Origin of the sequence: Methylobacterium sp. J-043 (assembly GCF_022829505.1) — a bacterium.
In the GTDB taxonomy this organism is placed as follows: Bacteria; Pseudomonadota; Alphaproteobacteria; order Rhizobiales; family Beijerinckiaceae; genus Methylobacterium; species Methylobacterium extorquens_A.
The window spans coordinates 188,014-211,172 of sequence record NZ_JAKSYB010000045.1 but is presented as its reverse complement, the minus strand read 5'-3'; the positions used below and the strand labels follow the sequence as shown (position 1 = coordinate 211,172).

Sequence of the window (23,159 nt, the reverse complement as noted above, 5' to 3'; positions counted from 1 at the left end):
CTTGACGCATAAGGACGCGGCGATCCCCATCCATCCCCAGATGATTTCCATTCGAGGCCCAGCATGTCCGACCACGCCGCACGGCCGTATGGGCAGGAGCCGGGGACTAAATCGGTGGCGGCGGTCGTGGTGGCGGCCGGCAAGGGCCTGCGTGTCGGCGGCGACCTGCCCAAGCAATATCGCCGCGTCGGCGGCCGGGCCGTCCTGACGCGGACGCTGGCGGCGCTGGCGCAATCGCCCCGCATCACCCGCATCCAGCCGGTGATCGCGCCGGACGCGAGGGACTTCTACCGCGAATGCCTCGCTGACCTCGAACCAGCGCATCGCGAAAAACTCGCCGAACCTGTGCCGGGCGGGGCGACGCGCCAGCAATCGGTGGCGGCCGGGCTCGAAGGGCTCGCCCGCTCCGGTGCGCCCGACCTCGTGCTTGTCCACGACGCAGCGCGTCCCTTCGTGGACGAGGCGCTGATCGCCCGCGCGGTCGCGGCCGGCTCCGAGCACGGCGCATCGGTGCCGGGCATCGCGGTCTCCGACACGATCAAGCTCGTTGAAGATATCGCGCCCGGCATCGGCCGCGTCCACGAGACCCCGGCTCGCGAAAATCTTCGCGCGGTGCAAACCCCGCAGAGCTTCCGTTTCAGCCTGCTCCTCGACGCGCATCGCCGCGCCGTCGCCGAGGGCCGCGACGGCTTCACCGATGACGGGGCGCTCGCCGAATGGGCTGGGCTGCCGGTCGTGGTGTTCGAGGGCGATGCCCGCAACCGCAAGATCACCCAGGCGGCGGACCTGATCGAGGCCGACCGGACCTTCTCCGGACGGGCTTTCTCTGAGCTCACGCCCGCGATATCGGATGACTCCATGACCACTTACGTGACCCGCCTCGGCACCGGCTTCGACGTCCACGCTTTCACGGAGGGCGACCATGTCTGGCTCGGCGGCGTGAAGATCCCCGCCGACCGGGGCGTTCTCGCCCATTCCGACGGTGACGTGGCGCTGCACGCACTCACCGACGCGCTGCTCGGCGCCATCGCCGACGGCGACATCGGCACCCACTTCCCACCCTCCGACGAGAAGTGGCGCGGCGCGGCCTCCGACCAGTTCCTGGCCCACGCCTGCGAGTTGGTGCGCGCCCGCGGCGGCAAGATCGATCATCTCGACATCACGGTGCTGGCGGAAGCCCCGCGTATCGGCGCGCACCGCGAGGCGATCCGCGCGCGCATCGCCGAGATCGCGGGCGTGCCGCTCTCCTCCGTCTCGATCAAGGCGACGACCACGGAAAAGCTCGGCTTCGTCGGCCGCGCCGAGGGCCTCGCCGCCCAGGCCGCCGCGACGGTGCGGCTGCCGGAAGTCTGCACGGAGCTGGAGACCGAGGCGGAGACCAGCGAGCGCCGTTCGTGATCGAAGACGCCGCCCTGCTCGCCCGCGCCGAGGCGCTGGTGCGGGCCTATGCGGCGGCTGGCAAAAAGATCGCGACCGCCGAGTCCTGCACCGGCGGTCTCGTGGCGGGGCTGCTCACGGCGGTGCCCGGTTCCTCGGCGGTGGTGGAGCGCGGCTTCGTCACCTACTCCAACGAAGCGAAGGCCGAGTCGATCGGCGTGCCGATGGACCTCATCACGGCGCACGGCGCGGTGAGCGAGCCGGTGGCCCGCGCCATGGCAGACGGCGCGCTGAAGGCGTCACGGGCGGACGTGGCAGTCTCCGTCACCGGCATTGCCGGGCCGGGCGGCGGCAGCGACGCCAAGCCGGTCGGGCTGGTGCATTTCGGGCTCGCCGTGAAGGGCGGAGCCACCTGCCACGCCGAGCGGCGTTTCGGCGATCCGGGACGGGCCGAGATCCGGCGGCTTTCGGTGGCGGAGGCGCTGAGGCTTCTGGAGGATGCCCTCGGTCTCCGCCCTGACACGCCATCCGATAGAGATATCTGAGCGCGCCTCGCCAACCCCGATCCTCATCCTGAGGTCCGCAGCCAATCGGCCTCGAAGGATCCTCCAGGGATCGCGCGGGGACTGGAAGATCGTTCGAGGCTGCCTCGCGGCACTTCAGGATGAGGGCGCGAGTGGGCGCCCCACCCTCAGCATCGTCATCCCAACAACCGATCCAGCGTGATCGGCGTCTTGCGCACCCGAATCCCCGTCGCGTGATACACCGCGTTGGCGATGGCACCCGCCGTGCCGGTGATGCCGATCTCGCCGACGCCCTTGATGCCGAGCGGGTTCACGTGCGGGTCGTGCTCGTCCACGAGGATCGCCTCGATCGACGGCACGTCGGCGTTCACGGGCACGTGGTACTCGCCGAGATTGGCATTCATCACACGGCCCGAGCGGGGATCGACCACGGCGTTCTCGTGGAGCGCGAAGGACACGCCCCAGATCATGCCGCCGTAATACTGGCTCGTGACGAGGCGCGGGTTGACGATTCGGCCGGCCGCGAACGCGCCAACGAGGCGGGTGACGCGGATCTGGCCGAGATCGGGATCGACGCTGACCTCGGCAAAGACCGCGCCGTGGGCGTGCATGGCATAGGCCTCGCGCGCGGCCGGATCGGCGGCGCCCTGCCCCTGCGCGGAGACCGACGCGCGGCCGGCCCGGTTCAGGATCTCCGAGAACGACTCGCTGCGACCCTCGTCGTCCCGGCGCACGAGCCGGCCGCCGCGGGCATAGACGCCCGCATTGCCGGCGCCATAGAGGGCCGAGCTCTCGTCATTGGTGGCGAGATCCGCGAGTTGCGCCAGCACCGCGGCGGCGGCGGAATGGATCGCCGTGCCGGCGGTGGCGGTGTGGGCCGAGCCGCCGGCGATGCCGGCATTCGGCAGGTCCGAGGTGCCGCTCTGGAAATCGAGCTGCGCGAGGTCGATCCCGAGGCCGTCGGCGGCGATCTGGGCCAGCGCGGTCCAGGCGCCCTGCCCCATGTCGTGGGCGCCGAGCGCCACCGTGCCGGTGCCGTCGGCGCGAATCTCGGCCCGCGCCTCCGCCTGCATCATCAGGGCCGGGAACAGGGCGGTGCCCATGCCGTAGCCGACGAGGCGCCCGGCGGAATCGCGCATCGAGCGGGGCGCCGGGGGGCGCTTGTCCCACCCGAAGCGGGCGGCACCCTGCGCGTAACATTCGCGCAGGGCCTTCGAGGAAAAGGGCCGTCCGGAGATCGGCTCGTCCTCGGCGTAGTTCTTCAGGCGGAATTCGAGCGGGTCGAGGCCGCAGGCTTCCGCCATCTCGTCGATGGCGCCCTCCAGAGCGACGCTGCCCGAAGCCTCGCCGGGCGCACGCATGAAGAGCGGTGTGCCGGTATCGACCCGAACGCCGGAATGGCGCGTCGAGAGTGCGGGGGTGGCGTAGAGGTAGCGGGAGATGGCGCTGGCCGGCTCGTAGAAATCGTCGAAGCAGCTCGTCGCCGTCAGCGTGTGGTGGTCGAGGGCGGTGAGCGCGCCCGACGCGTCGGTGCCGAGCCGCAGCGTCTGGCGCGTCTCGGCGCGGTGGCCGACAGGGCCGAACATCTGCTCCCGACGCAGCACGAGCTTCACCGGCCGGCCGACGAGTTTAGCCGCCATCACCCCGAGCACCTGCGGCCCGGAGAGAAACCCCTTCGAGCCGAAGCCGCCGCCGAGGAAGGGCGAGCGGACCAGGATGTTCTTCGGGTTGAGCCCGAACAGGCCAGCGAGCCGCATCTTGGCCATGGCGAGCCCCTGGCTCGGCGTATCGACGATGAGCCGGTCGCCGTCCCATTGCGCCACGACGGCGTGGGGTTCGAGGGCGTTGTGATACTGCGCCGGCGTCTCGTAGGTCGCCTCGACCCGGCGCTCGGCCTGTCCCAGCCCGGCCTCGACATCGCCGCGCGACACGATCGTCTTGTCGCCCGCACCGACGCCCTCCGGCTCCTGCGGCTCTTCCGCATCGAGCCCGATGCGCGGCGGATCCACCTCGTAGCGCGGGGCCAGCAGTTCGGCGCCCTCGGTCGCGGCTTCCAGCGTCTGCGCGATCACCACAGCGATCGGCTGGTGTGCGTAGCGGACGCGGTCGTTCTGCAGCAGATCGAGCCGGAACATGAAGGGGTTGTCCTTCGCGTCCGGGTCCTGGGCGAGGCGCGGTGCGTTGGCGCCCGTCATCACCTCGACCACGCCGGGATGGGCCTTAGCCGCCGCAACGTCGAGACCGGCCACCCGGCCACGGGCGATGCGGCTCACCGCCACCACCGCGTGAAGCAAGCCTTCCGGCCGGTTGTCGGCGGCGTAGGTCGCCTGCCCGGTGACCTTCAGGAGGCCGTCGCGGCGGGTCAGCGGCTGGCCGATGCTCGACCCGTGCCGGGCCTGCTCATAAGCGATGTCAGGCATGGAGCGCGTCTCCCGAGAAGGCAGAGGCCGGAAGCGCCGGCATGCGCTCCGGGGTGCCGGCGGCGGCCAGCGTCAGGGCTCGCACGATGAGGCGGCGGGCCAGCTCGATCTTGTAGGCGTTGTCGCCGGAGGGCCGAGCCTCGGCCAGAGCCGCGTCGGCCGCCTCCCGGAAGCTCCGCTCGCTCAGTTCCGCGCCGGCCAACACCGCCTCGGCCGCGCGGGCGCGCCAGGGCTTGAGGGCGACGCCGCCCAGCGCGATCCGCGCCTCGCCGATCCGGCCGCCGTCGAGCCGCAGCGAGGCCGAGGCCGAGACCACGGCGAAGGCGTAGGAGGTGCGGTCGCGGACCTTGAGGTAGCGGGAATGCCCGGCAAAGCCCGCGGCATCCGCCGGCAGGCGCAGGGCGACGATGAGGTCGCCGGGTTCCAGAACGGTCTCCTGGTCCGGCCGGTCTTCCGGCAGACGGTAGAGTGCTTCGAGCGGTACCTCGCGGGTGCCGGCCTTGCCCTCGATCTCGACGGTCGCGTCGAGCGAGACCAGCGGCACGCAGAAATCGGAGGGGTGGATGGCGATGCAGTGCTCGCTCCAACCGAGCACGGCATGGAGCCGCGTCTCGCCGCCGCGCGCCTCGCAGCCGACACCGGGTTCGCGCTTGTTGCAGGCGCTGGCGGGGTCGTAGAAGTAGGGGCAGCGGGTCCGCTGCAGCAGGTTGCCGGCCACCGTCGCCGCGTTGCGCAGTTGCGCCGAGGCCCCCGACAGGAGGGCTTCTGCCACGGCGGGATACGCTTTCGAGACGCGCGGATCGTAGGCGAGGTCGCTGTTGCGCACGAGCGCGCCGATGCGGACGCCGCCATCCGGCCCCTGCTCAATCCGGTCGAGGCCGGGCAGATGCGTGACATCAACGAGGCGACCGGGTCGGGTGATGCCGCCCTTCATCAAGTCGAGCAGGTTAGTGCCGGCGGCGAGATAGGCCGCACCTGGCTCGGCAGCTGCGGCAACGGCCTCGGCGATGCTGCCGGCGCGGATGTAATCAAAACGATTCACGCGGCGTCTCCCTGCCCGATACCGGCGCTGCGGGCCTGGGCATCGAGGACCGCCTCGGTGATGCCGATATACGCGCCGCAACGGCAGAGATTGCCGCTCATCCCCTCGCGCACCCGCTCGGGATCGTCGCCCGCATGGCCCTCGCGGATCAGGCCGACGGCGCTCATGATCTGCCCCGGCGTGCAGAAGCCGCACTGGAAGCCGTCATGATCGATGAAGGCGGCCTGGACCGGGTGGAGCTGATCGCCCACCGCCAAGCCTTCGATGGTCAGAACCTCCGCCCCGTCGAGGCTCACGGCAAGCGCGAGGCAAGAGTTGACCCGCCGCCCGTTCACCAGAACGGTGCAGGCGCCGCACTGGCCCCGGTCGCAGCCCTTCTTCGAGCCGGTGAGGGCGAGTCGCTCGCGCAAGAGGTCGAGGAGGGTGACGCGCGGATCGTCGAGTTCGATTGCGCGCGGCTCACCGTTGACGGTCAGCGTCAGACGAAACGTCATGCGAAAGACGGCTCCCGGGCCCGCATCCTGTCTGGAAGCGTTTCAATTAGCCCGGCTGTCCCGCGCGACCAGGGGATGGAACCGATGGTCGCGCTCATCTTCGGGACGGCAAGCCGCGCTACGCCGCCCCGCCCGGTGCGTGGGCGCTCAGGCACAGCAGCGCGGTGATGAGCGGCTCGGCGGATTCAGCGACGGCGTGGTCGCGGGTTTGGAGCGCGAGGTCCGGTTCGGTCGGCGCCTCGTAGGGGGCTGAAATTCCGGTGAAATTGGGGATCTGGCCCGCTCGTGCCCGATCATAGAGGCCCTTCGGATCGCGGGCCTCACAGACCGAGAGTGGCGTGTCGATGAACACTTCGAGGAAGGGAATGTCGCCCGCGATCGCTCGGGCCTCCGCACGCTCGGCTCGAAACGGCGAGATCAGGGAGACGATCACCACAAGCCCGGCCTCCGCCATGAGGCGTGCGGCCTCGGCGGCACGGCGAATGTTCTCGATGCGGTCGGCCGCGGTGAAGCCGAGGTCGCGATTGAGGCCCTGACGCAGGTTGTCGCCATCGAGTACCATGGTGCAACGGCCGGCCTCCGTCAGCGCGCGATCGACCGCATCGGCAATGGTCGATTTGCCGGCACCGGACAAACCCGTCAGCCAAGCGATGGCCGGCCGCTGCCCCATCTGCGCGCATCGTCTCTCACGCGGTTGCAGCGGCTGCCAGGTCAGGTTCGACGGGGGACCTGCGGTTCGCGTCATCATAACTCCCAATCGTCATGTCGAGCGATTTCCTCGACGATGACGAATCGCCTTTGGCGCCGCTGGTAGCCTGCTTGCCGCGCGCTGTCTTCGCCTCGGTCGGCGACAACATCTTCTCCGCTATGCCGGACAGAGACAATGATGGGAGACGGATCACGCCGCCAAACGAGAAGATGTCGGTGCAACAGCCCAAGGGTGCCCGTGGTTTCAGATTTCGTCTCTGCCGCTCTCCGGAAAGTCGAAGGGTTGGGCCGACCCGTATTGAACGTTGCGAATCGAAGCTTCGTCCGTTACCCGTCGATTTGGTCGCGTTCGAACAGGGAGGCGCAGCATGGTTATCCGCATCGTCTTCCGTCGTGCAGGAATCGCTGTAGCACCTGCCGGAATCGCCTAGGCGTATTCCCCCGCCGCCCGGCCTGACGGCTCTCGCGGCTCACGCTCCCTCCCCGATCTGACCTCGCCGGCCCGCGCTTTTCGTTTCGCGGCGTCCGCGTCTTTCGGAGCCGACGCTTCGTCGTCGGGCACTGCCATGTCCCTGTCTTCTCCCCGGCGCGCGGACGTTGTCCGCCGCGTCCTCTCCTTCGTCGTCCGCGGCTGGCGCCAACGCCTCGGCCTCGTTTCCGCCCTTGTGGCCGCGATCACGCTCGCCACGCTGGCCGACGTGATGCTGCCGCTCTATGCCGGGCGCCTCGTCGATGCGCTCGCCGGTGCCGAGCGCCACGCTGCCCTCCAGGCCGCGCTGCCGGCCTTTGCCGTGATGACGGCGCTGAGCCTCGCGACGGTACTGTTGCGCCATGTCGCCTGGAGCCTCGTGGTGCCGCTGACGCTCGGCACGATGTCCGACATCGCGAGCCAGAGCTTCGCCCGCGTCCAGCGCTTCTCGACCGAGTGGCACGCCAACACCTTCTCGGGCTCCACCGTTCGCAAGATCTCGCGCGGGATGTGGGCGCTCGATGGGCTCAACGACGTTCTGCTGCTCTCGATCCTGCCCTCCGTCGTCGTGCTCGCGGGGACGACGGTGGTGCTCGGCCTACAATGGCCGGCGATGGGCGCGGTGATCGGGATCGGCGCACTCGCCTATGTCGGCACCGCCGTGTTCCTGGCGACGCGGGTGATCGCACCTGCGGCGACGCTCTCGAATGCCCTCGACACGCGGCTCGGCGGCGCCCTCAGCGACACGATCGGCAACAACGCGGTGGTGAAGGCGTTCGGCGCCGAGGTGCGGGAGGACGCGCGGCTCGCCCGCGTCCTGTCGAAGTGGCGGCGGCGCACCCGGCGCACTTGGATGATCGTGACTTGGAGCGGCACGATTCAGCTCGGGCTGCTTCTGGCCTTCCGCAGCGCCATCGTCGCAACGGCGCTGTGGCTGTGGTGGCAGGGCCAAGCCAGCCCCGGCGAGGTCGCCTACGTGCTCACCACCTACTTCGTGGTGCACGGCTATCTCCGCGACATCGGCGGGCACATCAACCACCTGCAACGCTCGGTCAACGAGATGGAGGAACTGGTCGCCCTCGAAGCCGAGCCGGTGGGCGTCGCCGACCGCCCTCGCGCGGTGCCGCTCACCGTGAATGGCGGCGCGATCCGCTTCGACGCGGTGCGCTTCCACTACGGCACCCACGGCACGCCGCTCTATGACGGGCTGTCGGTGACGATTCCGGCCGGGCAGCGCGTCGGTCTCGTCGGGCGCTCGGGGTCGGGCAAGACGACCTTCGTCAAGCTGGTCCAGCGGCTCTACGACGTGAGCGGCGGGCAGGTGCTCATCGACGGGCAGGACGTGGCGGGGGCGACGCAGGCGAGCCTGCGGGCGCAGGTCGCCATCGTCCCGCAGGAGCCGGTGCTGTTCCACCGCTCGCTCGCCGAGAACATCGCCTACGCCCGGCCCGGCGCCTCGCCCGAAGAGATCGAGCGGGCAGCGCGGCTTGCCAACGCCCACGACTTCATCGCGCGGCTGCCGAAAGGCTACGCCACGCTGGTGGGCGAGCGCGGCGTCAAGCTTTCCGGGGGCGAGCGGCAGCGGGTGGCGCTGGCCCGCGCCTTCCTCGCGGATGCGCCGATTCTGATCCTGGACGAGGCGACGTCCAGCCTCGATTCCGAATCGGAGGCGCTGGTGCAGGAGGCGATGGAGCGGCTGATGCGCGGGCGCACCGCGATCGTCATCGCCCACCGTCTCTCGACGGTGCGCGCCCTCGACCGCATCCTCGTGTTCGACCGGGGCCGCGTCGTCGAGGACGGGCCGCACGCCGCGCTGATGCGGCGCCAGAATGGAGCTTACCGCGCCCTGTTCGAGCGGCAATCGGCGCTGGCGGAGAGCGCGTGAGGGTCCTGTTCGTCTGCGGTCGGGCGCGCGCTCGCAGCCCGACCGCCGAGCAGGTGTTTTCGCGTGTGTCAGGCCTGGAGACGGCCTCGGCGGGTGTCTCGGACGACGCGGACGAGCCTGTGGAGGCCGATCACCTCGCCTGGGCCGAGACTATCGTGGTGATGGAGCGCGCGCATCGGCGCAAGCTGATGCGTCGCTTCGGACCGGCGCTCCGGCATGCCCGGATCGTCTGCCTCGATGTCCGCGACGACTATGTCTTCATGGAGCCGGCGTTGGTGCGCCTGCTCGAAGCGCGGGCGTGGCGGTTTCTCGCGCGCCGAGATCGGTCGTGCTGACCGGATCGGAGAGGGTGTCAGGCCGGCGCGCCGTAGATCTTGGTGGCGCGACCCTCGAAGGCATCGGTGAACTTGCGGAAGGCACGGTCGAACATCGTGCCCATCAGGAGGCCGAGCGTCCGGCTCTTGAACTCGTAGGTGATGAAGAAATCGACCTCGCAGCCCCCGCCCTCGGCATCGCGGAAGGACCAGCGGTTCTCCAGATGCTTGAACGGACCGTCGATGTATTCGGCGACGATCTTGCGGTTCTCGCGGTCGAGGCTCACGCGGGTGGTGAAGCGCTCACGGATCGCCTTGTAGCCGACGCCCATCTCCGCGACCCGCACAACCGTGCCGTTCGGTCCCTCCGCGTCGCGCAGAACCCGCAGCGATTCGCAGAGGGGCAGGAACTCGGGATAGCGCTCGATGTCGGCGACGAGGTCATACATCTGCGTCGCCGAGTGACGCACGTTCCTCGTGATGCGGAAGGATGGCATTCGGTCTCAGGCGTTGACGGCGCGGATGCTGGCAGCCAGTGGTGCGGGCCCGAGCTTGGCCAGACGAGCCGCCTTCAGCCGGGCGAAATCCTCGCCGGCGTGATGCGACGAGCGCGTGAGCGGCGTCGCCGAGACCAGCAGGAAGCCTTTGGCATAGGCCGTGGTCTCGTAGGCTTTGAACTCGTCCGGCGGCACGAAGCGCACGACCTCATGGTGCTTGCGGGTCGGTTGCAGATATTGGCCGATGGTGAGGAAGTCGACCTCTGCCGAGCGCAGATCGTCCATGAGCTGCACGACCTCGTTCCGCTCCTCGCCGAGTCCGACCATGATGCCGGACTTGGTGAAGATCGTCGGGTCGAGTTCCTTCACCCGCTGCAGCAGGCGCACCGAGTGGAAGTAGCGGGCACCGGGCCGTACGGTCACGTACTTGCCGGGCACGGTCTCCATATTGTGGTTGAACACGTCGGGCTTGGCCGCGACCACCACTTCGAGGGCGCCGGGCTTACGCAGGAAGTCGGGCGTCAGGATCTCGACGGTGGTGCCGGGGCTCGCCCGGCGGATCGCGGCGATGGTGCGCGCGAAATGCTCGGCGCCGCCATCCTTCAGGTCGTCGCGATCGACCGAGGTGACCACGACGTGGTGCAGCCCGAGCTTGGCGACCGCCTCGGCGACCTTCTCCGGCTCGGCCTCGTCGAGCGCCGCCGGAAGGCCCGTGCGCACGTTGCAGAACGAGCAGGCACGGGTGCAGGTGTCCCCCATAATCATGAAGGTGGCGTGCCGCTTCTCCCAGCACTCGCCGATATTCGGGCAGCCCGCTTCCTCGCAGACCGTGACGAGGTTGTTGGCGCGGACGATGTCCTTGGTCTCGGCCCAGAGCTTCGAGCCCGGAGCCTTCACCCGGATCCAGTCCGGCTTGCGCTGGATGGCGGTGTCCGGCCGGTGCGCCTTCTCGGGATGGCGCGGACGCGCGGGCGCATCCAGCTTGGGCCGGGTGTCTTTGTTCAGGAGATCGAGGACGACGGCCATGGCGATGCGGGGTGAGCCTCACGGAAGCCGGACCGGGCAACCCGGCCGCACCTCTGACTTAAGGCCTTGCGGAGGTTCCGCATAGGGCGGGGGCGACAACCCGCCCCGGCCGTAACAGGGCAATCGCCTGAAGCGATTGCCCTCGTTTGTTGTCTTGCCTCAATCGCCGGCGCCCGCTTCCGCGGGCTCAGGCTTCCGCTCCGCTCGATGCTTTCCAGGACCAAAGTCCTGAAAAGCCCGCTCCGTGAGGCGCTCTGCGCACCGCGAAGCCGCCACAGCGGCTTCGAGCGATTGCCCTGCCGGCCGTAACCCCGTCGATTGATCGTTCTTTAATGCTTGTCGCGGGCGGGAGCCGAGGCGTAGCGGGCCGGGCCGGGGATGCGCAGTTCGGGTGCCGTCGGGGCGGTGTACTCGGCGGTCAGTGTCGGCTGGACGCGGCCGGTGAGCGGAAGGCCGATCATGCCCGACGTCGCGGCGGCGACCTGAAGCGGCATCAGGCGGCCGGTGGCGGTCTGCACCACGGCGCGGGGCTGGACCGCCGGGAGATAACCCTCGCGGTCGCTCTTCTCGTAAAAGACGTTGCCGCCGGCCGCGACGACGTAGTGCATGTTGTTGTACGGGAACTTGTAGCCCGCGGTGTGGAAGTGCAGGGCCGGCCCCACCCCGTCGTGGCGCTTGCCCGAGAGCAGCGCGTCGGCGACCCGCTCCAGCCGCGGCCGGTCCTGGTCGCGGACGGGCTTCGTCAGCACGCCGTTGGCGAATTGCCGCTTCTGACCGACGACCTCGCAGATCCGGCCGGGATAGGCCGGCGCGTCGAGGCGGTTCATCACCACCGTGCCGACGGCGAGCAGCCCGTCCTCGTCGCTGCGGTTCGATTCGAAGTACATCGCCCGGGCGAGGCACTCCTTGTCGGCGGCGGTCGGCGCCTGCACAACCTTGGCGTTCGCCGCGATCGAGCCCGTGGTCAGCTCAGCCTGATGCGGGAACAGACCGCATCCCCCCAGACCCGAACCGGACAGCGCTAGCCCAGAAAGGCAGAGGAGACGGAGGGTCCGGTCGGCTCGCATGCAGGCTCCTGAAGGCTAACGACGCTGGGTAACCAAGCTGGACCATTCCGCCCACAGGAGCAAAGAAACTGTTAAGCCTGGGCATCGAATCCAGGGTGGTGTGTCGTTTGGCACACGCTTGCCCTCCGCTGTCCTCGCGCGACCGGCATTGAACGGAGTCTCGACCTTGGGCGTTGACAGCGTTGGAGCAACGTCAGCGAAGGGCCGGACCATGAAGGAAACGCGTTCGGAATCCCCCGCCGCCTTCGACGAGCGGATGCGCGAGGAAGCGACTGCGGCCGGGCGCACGGCGCTGGAAGCCTCGCTCCAACGCTTCACCCTCGAGCAACGCGACGCGTTCTGGAACGCGATCGGGCTCTACTATTCGAGCCGCCGCCATCCGGGCGCCGACGAGGCGGCCGTGCGACCGGCCGCCACCGCCGCCTGATCCGTTTTCGCAGGGTTTTCGATGCGTACCTCCGCCAAGGTCGGCCTTGCCGCATTCGCCGTCGTCCTGCTTGGAGGGGCGGCGTTCCTGCGTTTCGTCGTCTACCCGGAATCCGCCTCGCTCGACGTGGCGGCGAGCAGCGGATCGAGCCCGGCCCTGCCGGCCCCGAACCCGACGCTGATGCCGACCGTCAACATCGCCCGCGTTGCGCGCTGGGCGGAGGGCGCCAAGCCGAAAGCGGCGGAGGGCCTGAGCGTCGCTGCCTTTGCGACGGGTCTTGACCATCCGCGCTGGCCCCTGGTGCTGCCCAATGGCGACGTGCTCGTCGCCGAGAGCCAGGCACCGAAATCCGGCGATCACTCGACCGGCGTCACCGATTGGGTGGCCGACAAGGTGAAGAGCCTCGCCGGAGCCGGCGGTGCGAGCCCGGACCGCATCGTGCTGCTGCGCGACCGGGACGGGGACGGCGTGGCCGAGGAGCGCCACGTCTTCCTCAAGGAGCTCACATCGCCCTTCGGCATGGCGCTGGTCGGCTCCGACCTTTACGTCGCCAATGCCGACGCGCTGGTTCGCGTGCCCTACTCCGGGGGCCAGAACGAGATCACGGCGACGCCCGAAAAGGTCGTCGATCTGCCCGCCGGCATCAACCACCACTGGACCAAGAACGTCGTCGCGAGCCGCGACGGACAAAAGCTCTTCATCACCGTCGGCTCGAACAGCAATGTCGGCGAGAACGGCCTCGATATCGAGAAGGGCCGCGCCGCGATTTGGGAATACACCATCGCCACCAAGGCGATGCGCGACTTCGCCACCGGCCTGCGCAACCCCAACGGCCTCGCCTTCGAACCGGTGACGGGCGAGCTGTGGACCGCGGTGAACGAGCGCGACGAGATCGGCAGCGACCTCGTGCCGGACTACGTGACCCGCGTGAAGGAGGGTGCCTTTTATGGCTGGCCGTGGAGCTACTGGGGTCAGCACGTGGACGAACGGGTGCAGCCGCCGCAGCCTGAGAAGGTGAAGCAGGCGATTGCCCCCGACTACGCCGTCGGCACCCACACCGCCTCGCTGGGGATTGCTTTCGCGAAGGGAGCGAGCCTTCCGGATGCCTGGAAGAGCGGTCTCTTCGTCGCTCAGCACGGATCCTGGAACCGCCGGCCGAAGAGCGGCTACAAGGTGATCTACGTGCCTTTCAAGGATGGCCAGCCAGCCGGCGCCCCGGTCGATGTGCTGACCGGCTTCCTCAACGCAGACGAGAAGGCCCAGGGGCGGCCCGTCGGCGTTGCGATCGACAAGGCCGGTGCGCTTCTCGTGACGGACGACGTCGGCAATGCGGTGTGGCGGGTGACGGGCGCGACGGCCTCGAATTGAGCGACAACCCGGACTTTTCAGCCTGACCGACCCGCGACGACGGCGCGATTCGTCTGTCCGTCGTCGCGAGACGTCGTTCGAGCACCGCCGACCGCTCGAGGATCGCCGACTTCACGCAGCGATTGCGGCGGGATCAGTTCGACCATCGGAGCCTTAGGTCGCTCGGCCCTTAATACAGATCGCCGTACCCGACGCCCGAGCCATATCCGTCGTCGAACGCATTCGGGTAGCGGCGGCGCACCGGCGCGCCATAGGCCTCATCCTCCCAGGTTTGTCCCCGGGAGCGCACAGCGACCACGCCTTCGTCATAGCCCGGGCCGGCCGAACGCGTCCGATCTGGGCGCTGGGTCTCGGCAACCGGGGCATCGCCGACGCTGCCCTCGATGACGACGCGGGTGTTGGCCATCTTCTGCTGTTTCACCAGGGTGAAGAGCGTCGCGGCGTTGCGCTGGGAGAGGCGGACGCAGCCGTGCGAGGCGGCGTGACCGAGGCGGCGGGTCTGCGTGGTGCCGTGGATCGCGTGGCCGACTTGCGTGAAGAAAATCGCGTGCGGCATCGGCGCGTTGTCCCACTCGCGGGAGAAATGCGTCTTCTCCATACGGAACGGGCGGTGGCTGCCGTTCGGCGTATCGTGCCCCGCGACTCCGCTCGAGACCGGCCAATCGTAGAGCGGTGTTCCATCGACGACCACGCTCATCCGCTGCGCATCCTTATCGACCGCGATGAGGAGATCCGCCCGCGCCGCCGAGGACGCAGCGGCGAGGGAGAAGCTCGCGAGAATTGTGAGGAGAGGCAGGCGCATAGCGTTTGTCCCAAACATCGTTCCCTCGAAATGCCCCCTTCCGGCTACGCTTCAAGCGGTGCGTCCCACCGCCACGCCCCAAATCGCTACCAATGCGGCCGTGTGTTGCGGACAAAGCCGCGCGAGATGAGACGGCTGTTCTCACGGTCGCGCCGCTCGGCCTCCATCAAATCGGACAGGGCATCGGTGATCGCGCAACGCAACGCGATGCCTGCGTCGCCATTTGTGCAACGGAGATAGGCCTGAGCGATGTCCTCCACGGGGCAGGAGGCGGTCCGCTCGGGGTCGAGATCTGCCACGGGTGTGAACGTGCCTTGGCTCCGCTCGGCACTCTGGGGCTTGAGCATCATCTTTCTCCGACTCGGCATGAGAACGAAGATAGAACACATCGATAGGGTTAACGAGACCTTACCGAGGCCGGCTCAGAGTGTGGACATCTCGGCCTGAGACACCACTCCATGCCGTCAGCGCAGGCCGGAGCCGGAGAGCGGGTCGAAATAAGCATCGGTCGGTCTGCGGGAAAAGCCTGCACCACCGGCGATGCCGGCACTTGCCGGCGCACCCCCTCCCCCGCCCGATCCGGGATTGGCGACCACGTCGTCGAGGGGGCGGCGCCCCAGGGCCCCGCCGCCCGCCGAACGCAGTCCGGAGCCGCCGACGGCCGTCGCGGCCGCGCCACTGAAGCTCAAACCCCCGGCATTGCCACTGGACGGTGTGGACGCGCCGAGGCCGGATACGCGGGAGGCGCCGCCGAAACTCAGGCCGCCGGGATTGGCAAGGGCCATGGTCGGACTTGGCGACGCCACCGTCGCAACCGACGAAGTCGGGCCGAAGGGAAGGCCGGGCGCGGTGAAGCCAGAAGGCAATCCGGTGCCGCCGGATGTCTGGGCCAGAGCGGGTACACCGCCAAGGCCGACGCCCGTGACCACAAGGCCAACCCAAACCGTGCGCGTGATGGTCATGGTGGTTTCCCGCTTCCGTGCCGGGCCGGCTGGCGTCCAAGTGAGGGACCAACGCCGCGCTGATGGGGCGGTTTCCGGATGCGACCGGAAGTCGGCCGTCTTGGCGTCGGATGGAGCGGAGAGCGTGTCAGCGGTGCCGAGATGACGTCGACGCGATCCTTGAGTGCAGGCCGAGGCAACCTTCGCGGAACCGACGTGTTGGCCTTCGAGCGCCGGCGCTACGGGCTCCGCCGCTCCCATCGCAGACGATTTGAAGGAACCGGGAGAGACCATGTCCGTATCGCGACGCCGTGAGGAACGGCTGCTGGATGCCGGAGAGACCGAGTTGGTGAAGCGCTCGCATCACCCGGAGCTGGATGCGGAAGACGACAAGGCCCTGCCCGACTTGATCCGCCTGCTCCGCGAACGCCGCGACCGCGCGCGCGATGTGTCGCGCCGCCAGAGGCGCGAGCTGCGTGGCAAGGCTGCCCCGTCCGGAGCAAACCCGGCCTCCGACAACTCCGGCACCCGCGAGAAGGCCGCTTTGCTCGCCGCGGCGGTGAAGCGCGTCAGCAAGGAGCATGAGCGCCGCCGCAACGCCGACGCTCGCGGCCGGACGGTCTCCGGGGCCCGCCGTGCCCTTGCTCTGAAACGCGCGGCCGGGAACCCGGCCGACGGCCGGCCGTCCTCGCGCACCGCAAACGAGGGCATGAATCCAGTCCCCAATGAGCGGAACGCTCCCTCGGGCGCGGTGAATCAGGAAGGTCAGGAAATCGCCATGCGCCGCGGTGGCGGCCCGCGCTGACCGAACCACTCCGTTTTCGACCTGCGTGAAGAGGGCGTGACCGCTGAAGCGGTCACGCCCTTTGCCTATCGGAGGGGCTCCAGCGTGCCCTCCGACGCCTATTCGTGCTCTTCTCGAAAAACGAGGTAGCTCAACGGCCCGGCACTCAAAAACAGGATCAGAAGAGTGACGTAGAGATGGACGCTCAACGTCGTCAACGCGGCGTAGATCGCACCGAGTCCGAGGCCGAGCAGTAGAACGCGCAGGATCATGAGGGGGTGAGCTTCCGCATCCAGGACGCACGACTCCTGGTATACGGCACGCCTCGGTTTCAAAAGTTCAACCGAAGCGTTTCACTCGACATCCTAACCGAATTCCACCGGGAAGTTCTTCGCGCTTGCTCGAAACGCTGCGGGGCCGAACCCGCGTGGAGACACGTGCAGAACGAAGCGGGCGCGCAGGGCCAGGGCATCGAGCCCGATCCTGCACGCCCATCGATTTTGTTACCCTCGTGGGGAGCGATCGCTCCGGTTCATGTGTGGATCACGCGGCCATACGCATCGAGCACGCTCTCGTGCATCATCTCGGAGAGCGTCGGGTGCGGGAAGACCGTGTGCATCAGCTCTTCCTCCGTCGATTCCAGGGTCATCGCAACGACGTAGCCCTGGATCAGCTCGGTGACTTCGGCGCCGATCATGTGCGCGCCGAGCAACTGGCCGGTCTTGGCATCGAAGATCGTCTTGATGAGACCGTCCGGCTCGCCCAGCGCGATCGCCTTGCCGTTGCCGGCGAAGGGGAAGCGGCCGACCTTGATCGAGAGGCCGAGCTCCTTGGCTTTCCCTTCGGTGACGCCGACGCTGGCGATCTGCGGGTGGCAGTAGGTGCAGCCGGGGATCTTGGCCTTGTCCATCGGGTGGGTGTGCAGACCCTTGATGGTCTCGACGCAGATGACGCCCTCGTGCTCGGCTTTGTGGGCGAGCATCGGTGGGCCGGCCACGTCGCCGATGGCGTAGATGCCGGGAACATTGGTGCGGCCGAGCCCGTCATTGACGACGACGCCGCGCTCGATCTTCACCCCGAGCTTCTCGAGACCCAGATTCTCGATGTTGCCGACGACGCCAACGGCCGAGATCAGCTTCTCGGCGGTGAGCTGCTGCGTCTTGCCCTTATCGTCCTCGACCGTGGCGGTGACAGAGTCGGCACCCTTCTCGACCTTCGTCACCTTGGCGCCGGTGAGGATCTTGATGCCCTGCTTCTCGAATCGCTTGCGGGCGAGACCGGCGATCTCCGCATCCTCGACCGGCAGAATCTGCGGCAGCAACTCGATGACCGTCACGTCGGCGCCCATCGTGCGGTAGAACGAGGCGAACTCGATGCCGATCGCGCCCGAACCCATCACCAGAAGGCTCTTGGGCATTTTCTCGGGGACCATGGCCTCATAATAGGTCCAGATCTGCTTCTTGTCGGGCTCGATGCCGGGCAGCACGCGCGGCCGGGCGCCGGTCGCGACGACGATGTGCTTGGCCGAGTAGGTGCCCGCACCCTTGGCGCCCTTCGGCGGCTCGGCGCGCTTGGTCTCCTTGACCGTGACCTTGCCGGGCTCGTTGCCTTTGGCGGCGGAGTCGATCGAGGCCTCGCCCCAGATCACATCGACCTTGTTCTTCTTGAGCAGCATGCCGACGCCGCCGTTGAGCCGGCCCGACACCCCGCGCGAGCGCTTGACGATGGCTGCCGCGTCGAAGCTGACCTCCTTGGCGGAGAGCCCATAATCGGAGGCATGCTGCATGTAGTGGTAGATCTCGGCCGAGCGCAGCAGGGCCTTGGTCGGGATGCAGCCCCAGTTCAGGCAGATGCCGCCGAGATGCTCGCGGTCGATCACCGCGGTCTTGAAACCGAGCTGTGCCGAGCGGATCGCGGTCACGTAGCCGCCAGGCCCCGCGCCGATGATGAGGACGTCGTAGGTTTCGGACATCAAGACCTCCTGCTCCCCTCCCGCTTGCGGGGAGGGGGTGAGAGTGAGGATCGGGCCGCTCGGCTGGCGGTGACGGACGGGATGACGAAGGCAGTCGCCTCGCTGCGGATCGCACCGTAGCGCTTCGGCTCGGGCCGCCCCACCATCCCGCTCGCCCGACGCGCGGGGAGCGACGGTGCGAGTCGGCTGCCCTTAGACGAGCATCCCCATCGGATTCTCGATCAGCCCCTTGAAGGCCGCGATCAGCTCGGCGCCGAGCGCACCATCGAGGACGCGGTGATCGCAGGAGAGGGTCGCCGTCATCACCTGAGCGACGGTCGGCTGTCCATCCTTCACGACGACGCGCTTCTCGCCGGCGCCGACCGCGAGGATGCTCGATTGCGGCGGATTGATCACGGCCGTGAAGTGCTTGATGCCGAACATGCCGAGGTTCGACACCGAGGTCACGCCGCCCTGATACTCCTCCGGCTTCAGCTTCTTGGCGCGCGCTCGGCCCGCGAAATCCTTCATCTCGTTGGAGATGGTGGAGAGCGTCTTCTGGTCGGCCTTGCGGATCACCGGCGTGAACAGGCCGCCGTCGATGGCCACCGCGACGCCGACCTCGGCGTGCTTGAAGCGCAGAATGCGGTCTTCGGCCCAGACGGCGTTGGCGGCGGGGACGCGGGTGAGCGCGAGGCCCATCGCCTTGATGACGAAGTCGTTGACCGAGAGCTTGAACAGCGGCTTGCCGTCCTTGTCCTTACCGGACGAGCCGTTGAGCGTCTCGCGCAGCTTCATCAGCGCGTCGAGTTCGCAATCGACGGTGAGGTAGAAGTGCGGCGCAACCTGCATCGCCTCGGTGAGACGCTTGGCGATGGTCTTGCGCATGCCGTCGAGCGGTACTTCCTCGAAGCTGCCCTTCTCGTAGAAGCCCCGGACCTGATCGAGGCTGAGACCGGCCGGTGTGCCGCCGGAAGCCGCCTTCGGCGCGGGCTTCTCGGGCGCGGGGGCGCTTTTGGCCTCGGGCTTGGCCGCCGCACCGGCTTGCGCGGTGCCGCCTTCGATCGCCGCCTGCACGTCACGCTGGATCACGCGGCCATGCGGACCCGAGCCCTTCACCGCCGAGAGATCGACGCCCTCCTGCTTGGCGATGCGGCGCGCGAGCGGCGAGGCGAAGACGCGGTCGCCGGAGCCCGCCGGCGGCGCAGCACCGTTCGGCCTAGCCCCTTCCGGCGCCTGATCGACCCGCGCGTAGGAGGCATGGGCGCCGTCGGGCGCTGCGTTCTGGTCGGGCGTGCCCTTCGGCTCGACGGGGGCGGTCTTCGCCTCGGCGCCGCCCTTGGGAGCCTGGACGCTGCCCGGATCCTCGCCCTCCTCGGCGATCAGCGCGATCAATTCGTTGACCGGGACGTCGGCGGTGCCTTCGGCCACGAGAATCTTGGCGAGCACGCCCTCATCGACCGCCTCGACCTCCATGGTCGCCTTGTCGGTCTCGATCTCGGCGATGACGTCGCCGGACTTGATAGCGTCACCCTCCTTCTTGAGCCACTTGGCGAGGTTGCCCTTCTCCATGGTCGGGGAGAGCGCGGGCATCAGGACGTTGATCGGCATCGTATCGTTCCCGAGCGGCCTTGAGAGGGAGGGTCAGTTGAGGGCGTTGTTGGGATCGAGGCTTTCCGCCTCCCACCCGGCACGGATGCGCTCGAAGGCTTCCTCCTCCGAGGTGTCCGTTTCCATCGCGTAGGCGCGGGCAGCCTGCCGGGCGAGGTCGATGAGCAGGCGGCCCCAGATCGCCGGGTCGTCGAAGGCGCGACGGAGCGCCACGCTCACGGCACCATCGACGATGGAGGCACGCACGATCTCGATCCCGCCCTGTTCCAGAGCGTCGGGCGGGATCTCGAGTTCTTCAAACGTTTCCGACATGTACCTGAATTTACTTGTAGCAGACGCTTTTGACCGCCTCGATGACTTCCGCCACGTTGGGCAGAGCAAGCTTTTCGAGGTTGGCCGCGTAGGGCATCGGCACGTCCTTGCCGGTGACCCGCAGGACCGGTGCATCGAGATAGTCGAAGGCATCGACCATCAGGCGGGCGACGATTTCGGCGCCGACGCCCGATTGTGGGAAGCCCTCTTCCACGCAGACGCAGCGGCCGGTCTTCTTGACCGATTCCACCACCGTGGCGCTGTCCATCGGGCGGATCGTGCGCAGGTCGATCACTTCCGCTTCGATGCCCTCCTCGGCCAGCGCCTGGGCCGCCTTGAGCGCGTAGGTCATGCCGATGGAGAAGGAGACGATGGTGACGTCCTTACCGGTGCGGTGGATGCGCGCCTTGCCGATCGGCAGGACGAAATCCTCGATCTCCGGCACCGGGAAGGACTGGCCGTAGAGAATCTCGTTCTCGAGGAAGATGACCGGGTTGGGATCCCGGATCGCGGCCTTGAGCAGGCCCTTGGCGTCGGAGGCGGTGTAGGGCGCGATGACCTTGAGGCCCGGCACGTTCGAGTACCACGCGGCGTAGTCGTGGCTGTGCTGGGCACCGACGCGGGCGGCCGCGCCGTTGGGGCCGCGGAACACAATCGGACAACCGAGCTGGCCGCCGGACATGTAGAGGGTCTTGGCCGCCGAGTTGATGATGTGGTCGATCGCCTGCATGGCGAAGTTGAAGGTCATGAACTCGACGATGGGCTTGAGGCCCATGAAGGCCGCACCGACGCCGATGCCGGCAAAGCCGTGCTCGGTGATCGGGGTATCGACCACGCGGCGCGCGCCGAACTCCTGAAGCAAGCCTTGCGTGATCTTGTAGGCGCCCTGGTACTCGGCGACCTCCTCACCCATCACGAGGACCTTGTCGTCCTTGCGCATCTCCTCAGCCATGGCGTCGCGCAGGGCCTCGCGCACGGTCGTGGTCTTCATCGGCGAGTCGGCCGGGAACTCCTCCATCACCGGGTTTGGCGCCTTGTTGGTGATGACGGCGGGCGAGGCCGGAGCCTTCTGCGCGTCGTCGCCGGTCTTGGACGTCGCGGCCGAGGAGTCGGCCATGCCCTCGGCCTGCATGTCGGGGGTCGGAGCGGGCGTGCCGCCGGAGTCACCGGCGGGCTTGCCCTTGCCGCCGCTGGCAGCGGCCGCCGCCACGTCCTCGCCCTCTTCGGCGATGATGGCGATCGGCGTGTTGACGGCGACGTTCTCGGTGCCGTCCGCAACGAGGATCTTGGCGAGGACGCCCTCGTCGATCGCCTCGACCTCCATCGTCGCCTTATCGGTTTCGATCTCGGCCAGGATGTCGCCGGCCTTGACCGGATCGCCCTCCTTTTTCAGCCATTTGGCGAGCTTTCCCTCCTCCATGGTCGGAGAAAGGGCGGGCATCAGGATGTCGGTCGCCATATGCGCTGCTCTATCGATCCGGGTGCGTCGACGGTCGGGCGTGTTTTTTTCGAATGCGTCGCTCAGGACCCCCGAACCGAGACGGCTCGGGGGCGTGTCAGGGACACAGTCAGGCGCGGGCTTCGAGAAGGATGTCGGTCCAGAGTTCCGACGGATCGGGCTCGGGATCGTGGGTCGCGAAATCTGCCGACTCGTTGACGATCTCGCGGACCTTGGCGTCGATGCTCTTCAGCTCCGCCTCGGGCACGCCGTGCGCCTCGAGCAGGCGCTTGCGTACCATCTCGATCGGATCGTGCTCGTCACGCATCTTCGAGACCTCGTCCTTGGTCCGGTACTTGGCCGGGTCGGACATCGAGTGGCCGCGATAGCGGTAGGTCTGCATCTCGAGAATGTAGGGGCCCTCACCCGAACGGGCGTGGTGGATGGCACGCGCCGCCGCCTCGCGGACGGTGCGGACGTCCATGCCATCCACCTGCTCGCCGGGGATGCCGAAGGAAAGGCCGCGCTTGGAGAAGTCCGTCTGCGCCGAGGCGCGGGCCACCGAAGTGCCCATGGCGTAGCGATTGTTCTCGATCACGTAGACCACCGGCAGCTTCCACAGAGCCGCCATGTTGAAGCTTTCGTAGACCTGACCCTGGTTGGCCGCGCCGTCACCCATATAGGTGAAGCTGACCTTGCCGTTCTTAAGGTAGGCGTCGGCGAAGGCGAGGCCGGTGCCGAGCGACACCTGCGCGCCGACAATGCCGTGGCCGCCGAAGAACTGCTTCTCGCGGCTGAACATATGCATCGAGCCGCCCTTGCCGCGGGAATAACCGCCGCGGCGCCCGGTCAACTCGGCCATCACGCCCTTGGGGTCCATGCCGCAAGCGAGCATGTGGCCGTGGTCGCGGTATCCGGTGATGTTCTGGTCACCGTCCTCGCCGGCCATCTGCATGCCGACGACCACGGCTTCCTGGCCGATATAGAGGTGGCAGAAGCCGCCGATCAGGCCCATGCCGTAGAGCTGGCCCGCCTTCTCCTCGAAGCGGCGAATACTCAGCATCTCGCGGTAGGCGTGAAGGTCTTCGTCCTTCGTGAACTGCGGAATATTAGGCGCCGGCCGATGTTGCGGCGCGTCTGTTTCCGCCGCAGGTTTCCCCGCCTCGCTGCCCGCACCCATCGGTGTCCTCCCGCAATCGCGTTGTTGGAGAGGGTTCTAGGGCAGCGACTTACGGAAATCGAGGGGCGGGCTGACAGCCATCAAATGCTGTTACCGTCACGGTTGCACCGGTGGATAAATCGCAAGGACAGTGCAAACGAATATTTATCGTAGCTAGTCTTGCAGAAATAAAATTTATGGGCCGATGATGACGAGGTCATTGGCGTGGACACGGCCGAGCACGACACGGGCGCGCTCCTCCAGAAGATCGCGGTCGATCTGCTCGCTGCGCAGCAGGGAGACACGATGCTCCCAGGTCGAACGCTCGGCCTTGGCGGCGTTCAACTCCTGGGTGAGCCCGTAGGCTTCGACCTTGAGCACCCGCTTGGCTTCGAGGCCGCGGCTTCCGCTCTCGGCCTGATGCACGAAGTAGCCCACGACGAGAGCCGAGACCGTCCAGAGGACGGCGGGAACGACGATGGCGCGGACGCGGCGACGAATGACCATGGCAGCGGGAGCTTCACTCGAACAAGGTGAAGAAAG

The 23,159-nt window shown here is 68.0% G+C and carries 25 protein-coding genes; 8 read left to right on the top strand and 17 right to left on the bottom strand.

Annotated features, from left to right (window positions below):
- The first annotated feature begins 63 nt into the window (after window positions 1-63).
- Together MKK50_RS12415 and MKK50_RS12410 are read left to right on the top strand one after the other, a co-directional pair.
- Window positions 64-1,398: a bifunctional 2-C-methyl-D-erythritol 4-phosphate cytidylyltransferase/2-C-methyl-D-erythritol 2,4-cyclodiphosphate synthase gene (locus tag MKK50_RS12415; protein ID WP_499022631.1), complete on the top strand. Its 1,335-nt coding sequence runs from the start codon at window positions 64-66 to the stop codon at window positions 1,396-1,398.
- Window positions 1,395-1,922: a CinA family protein gene (locus MKK50_RS12410; protein WP_499022629.1), complete on the top strand. Its 528-nt coding sequence runs from the start codon at window positions 1,395-1,397 to the stop codon at window positions 1,920-1,922. The genes MKK50_RS12415 and MKK50_RS12410 overlap by 4 nt, the downstream gene beginning before the upstream one ends.
- Before the next feature lie 155 nt (window positions 1,923-2,077).
- Here MKK50_RS12410 and MKK50_RS12405 read toward each other — a convergent pair whose 3' ends face one another.
- The 4 genes from MKK50_RS12405 to cysC form a co-directional block, all read right to left on the bottom strand.
- Window positions 2,078-4,321: a xanthine dehydrogenase family protein molybdopterin-binding subunit gene (locus MKK50_RS12405; protein WP_499022627.1), complete on the bottom strand. Its 2,244-nt coding sequence runs from the start codon at window positions 4,319-4,321 to the stop codon at window positions 2,078-2,080.
- Window positions 4,314-5,363: an FAD binding domain-containing protein gene (locus tag MKK50_RS12400; protein WP_499022625.1), complete on the bottom strand. Its 1,050-nt coding sequence runs from the start codon at window positions 5,361-5,363 to the stop codon at window positions 4,314-4,316. Before MKK50_RS12400 ends, MKK50_RS12405 begins: the two co-directional genes overlap by 8 nt.
- On the bottom strand, window positions 5,360-5,857 hold the full coding sequence (locus MKK50_RS12395) for a (2Fe-2S)-binding protein (RefSeq protein WP_253371713.1): 498 nt from the start codon (window positions 5,855-5,857) through the stop codon (window positions 5,360-5,362). Before MKK50_RS12395 ends, MKK50_RS12400 begins: the two co-directional genes overlap by 4 nt.
- A gap of 118 nt (window positions 5,858-5,975) precedes the next feature.
- Complete coding sequence (gene cysC, locus MKK50_RS12390) at window positions 5,976-6,527, bottom strand: adenylyl-sulfate kinase (RefSeq protein WP_499022624.1); 552 nt, start codon at window positions 6,525-6,527, stop codon at window positions 5,976-5,978.
- 92 nt (window positions 6,528-6,619) lie between these two features.
- Here cysC and MKK50_RS12385 point away from each other — a divergent pair, with 92 nt between their 5' ends.
- The 3 genes from MKK50_RS12385 to MKK50_RS12375 all read left to right on the top strand — a co-directional run bounded on the left by MKK50_RS12385 (window position 6,620) and on the right by MKK50_RS12375 (window position 9,254).
- Entirely contained in the window at window positions 6,620-6,976 is a 357-nt protein-coding gene (locus MKK50_RS12385; protein ID WP_499022623.1) for a hypothetical protein, read from the top strand.
- Between the two features lie 155 nt (window positions 6,977-7,131).
- A complete protein-coding gene (locus MKK50_RS12380) occupies window positions 7,132-8,919 on the top strand; it encodes an ABC transporter ATP-binding protein (RefSeq protein WP_499022620.1) in 1,788 nt (595 codons plus the stop codon).
- Complete coding sequence (locus tag MKK50_RS12375) at window positions 8,916-9,254, top strand: low molecular weight protein tyrosine phosphatase family protein (RefSeq protein WP_499022618.1); 339 nt, start codon at window positions 8,916-8,918, stop codon at window positions 9,252-9,254. Before MKK50_RS12380 ends, MKK50_RS12375 begins: the two co-directional genes overlap by 4 nt.
- 17 nt (window positions 9,255-9,271) lie before the next feature.
- Here the strand turns inward: MKK50_RS12375 and MKK50_RS12370 are convergent, their stop codons facing one another.
- From MKK50_RS12370 to MKK50_RS12360, 3 genes are all read right to left on the bottom strand, one after another.
- A complete protein-coding gene (locus MKK50_RS12370; protein ID WP_499022615.1) occupies window positions 9,272-9,730 on the bottom strand; it encodes a type II toxin-antitoxin system RatA family toxin in 459 nt (152 codons plus the stop codon).
- A gap of 6 nt (window positions 9,731-9,736) precedes the next feature.
- Window positions 9,737-10,756: a lipoyl synthase gene (gene lipA / locus MKK50_RS12365; protein ID WP_253371723.1), complete on the bottom strand. Its 1,020-nt coding sequence runs from the start codon at window positions 10,754-10,756 to the stop codon at window positions 9,737-9,739.
- A 329-nt stretch (window positions 10,757-11,085) separates the two neighbouring features.
- Complete coding sequence (locus MKK50_RS12360) at window positions 11,086-11,823, bottom strand: cell wall hydrolase (RefSeq protein WP_499022612.1); 738 nt, start codon at window positions 11,821-11,823, stop codon at window positions 11,086-11,088.
- A 211-nt stretch (window positions 11,824-12,034) separates the two neighbouring features.
- Between MKK50_RS12360 and MKK50_RS12355 the strand changes: the two genes are divergently transcribed.
- Together MKK50_RS12355 and MKK50_RS12350 are read left to right on the top strand one after the other, a co-directional pair.
- On the top strand, window positions 12,035-12,250 hold the full coding sequence (locus MKK50_RS12355) for a hypothetical protein (RefSeq protein ID WP_499022611.1): 216 nt from the start codon (window positions 12,035-12,037) through the stop codon (window positions 12,248-12,250).
- A 21-nt stretch (window positions 12,251-12,271) separates the two neighbouring features.
- Window positions 12,272-13,618, top strand: coding sequence for a PQQ-dependent sugar dehydrogenase (locus MKK50_RS12350; RefSeq protein WP_499022610.1), 1,347 nt, complete (start codon window positions 12,272-12,274; stop codon window positions 13,616-13,618).
- Window positions 13,619-13,787: 169 nt separating this feature from the next.
- On the opposite strand, the gene MKK50_RS12345 is transcribed toward MKK50_RS12350, so the two are convergent.
- From MKK50_RS12345 to MKK50_RS12335, 3 genes are all read right to left on the bottom strand, one after another.
- Window positions 13,788-14,420: a L,D-transpeptidase gene (locus tag MKK50_RS12345; RefSeq protein ID WP_499022607.1), complete on the bottom strand. Its 633-nt coding sequence runs from the start codon at window positions 14,418-14,420 to the stop codon at window positions 13,788-13,790.
- 86 nt (window positions 14,421-14,506) lie between these two features.
- Window positions 14,507-14,767, bottom strand: coding sequence for a hypothetical protein (locus MKK50_RS12340; protein WP_499022605.1), 261 nt, complete (start codon window positions 14,765-14,767; stop codon window positions 14,507-14,509).
- A 117-nt stretch (window positions 14,768-14,884) separates the two neighbouring features.
- Window positions 14,885-15,382, bottom strand: coding sequence for a 1,3-beta-glucanase (locus MKK50_RS12335; RefSeq protein WP_499022603.1), 498 nt, complete (start codon window positions 15,380-15,382; stop codon window positions 14,885-14,887).
- Between the two features lie 271 nt (window positions 15,383-15,653).
- Between MKK50_RS12335 and MKK50_RS12330 the strand changes: the two genes are divergently transcribed.
- Window positions 15,654-16,166 carry a hypothetical protein gene (locus MKK50_RS12330; protein ID WP_499022735.1) on the top strand — a complete coding sequence of 171 codons (513 nt, stop codon included), beginning with the start codon at window positions 15,654-15,656 and terminating at the stop codon, window positions 16,164-16,166.
- Between the two features lie 98 nt (window positions 16,167-16,264).
- Here MKK50_RS12330 and MKK50_RS12325 read toward each other — a convergent pair whose 3' ends face one another.
- The 7 genes from MKK50_RS12325 to MKK50_RS12295 form a co-directional block, all read right to left on the bottom strand.
- Window positions 16,265-16,417: a hypothetical protein gene (locus tag MKK50_RS12325; RefSeq protein WP_499022600.1), complete on the bottom strand. Its 153-nt coding sequence runs from the start codon at window positions 16,415-16,417 to the stop codon at window positions 16,265-16,267.
- Between the two features lie 260 nt (window positions 16,418-16,677).
- Window positions 16,678-18,117: a dihydrolipoyl dehydrogenase gene (lpdA, locus tag MKK50_RS12320; RefSeq protein WP_253371737.1), complete on the bottom strand. Its 1,440-nt coding sequence runs from the start codon at window positions 18,115-18,117 to the stop codon at window positions 16,678-16,680.
- A gap of 192 nt (window positions 18,118-18,309) precedes the next feature.
- Entirely contained in the window at window positions 18,310-19,707 is a 1,398-nt protein-coding gene (locus MKK50_RS12315) for a pyruvate dehydrogenase complex dihydrolipoamide acetyltransferase (RefSeq protein ID WP_499022597.1), read from the bottom strand.
- Between the two features lie 33 nt (window positions 19,708-19,740).
- A complete protein-coding gene (locus tag MKK50_RS12310; RefSeq protein ID WP_499022595.1) occupies window positions 19,741-20,019 on the bottom strand; it encodes a DUF5076 domain-containing protein in 279 nt (92 codons plus the stop codon).
- Window positions 20,020-20,029: 10 nt separating this feature from the next.
- A complete protein-coding gene (locus MKK50_RS12305; protein ID WP_499022593.1) occupies window positions 20,030-21,478 on the bottom strand; it encodes a pyruvate dehydrogenase complex E1 component subunit beta in 1,449 nt (482 codons plus the stop codon).
- 109 nt (window positions 21,479-21,587) lie between these two features.
- The gene (gene pdhA / locus MKK50_RS12300) at window positions 21,588-22,637 is read right to left on the bottom strand and encodes a pyruvate dehydrogenase (acetyl-transferring) E1 component subunit alpha (RefSeq protein WP_499022590.1); all 1,050 of its coding nucleotides are present in this window, start codon (window positions 22,635-22,637) and stop codon (window positions 21,588-21,590) included.
- A gap of 174 nt (window positions 22,638-22,811) precedes the next feature.
- Complete coding sequence (locus tag MKK50_RS12295) at window positions 22,812-23,123, bottom strand: FtsB family cell division protein (protein WP_133088416.1); 312 nt, start codon at window positions 23,121-23,123, stop codon at window positions 22,812-22,814.
- Window positions 23,124-23,159: the final 36 nt, after the last annotated feature.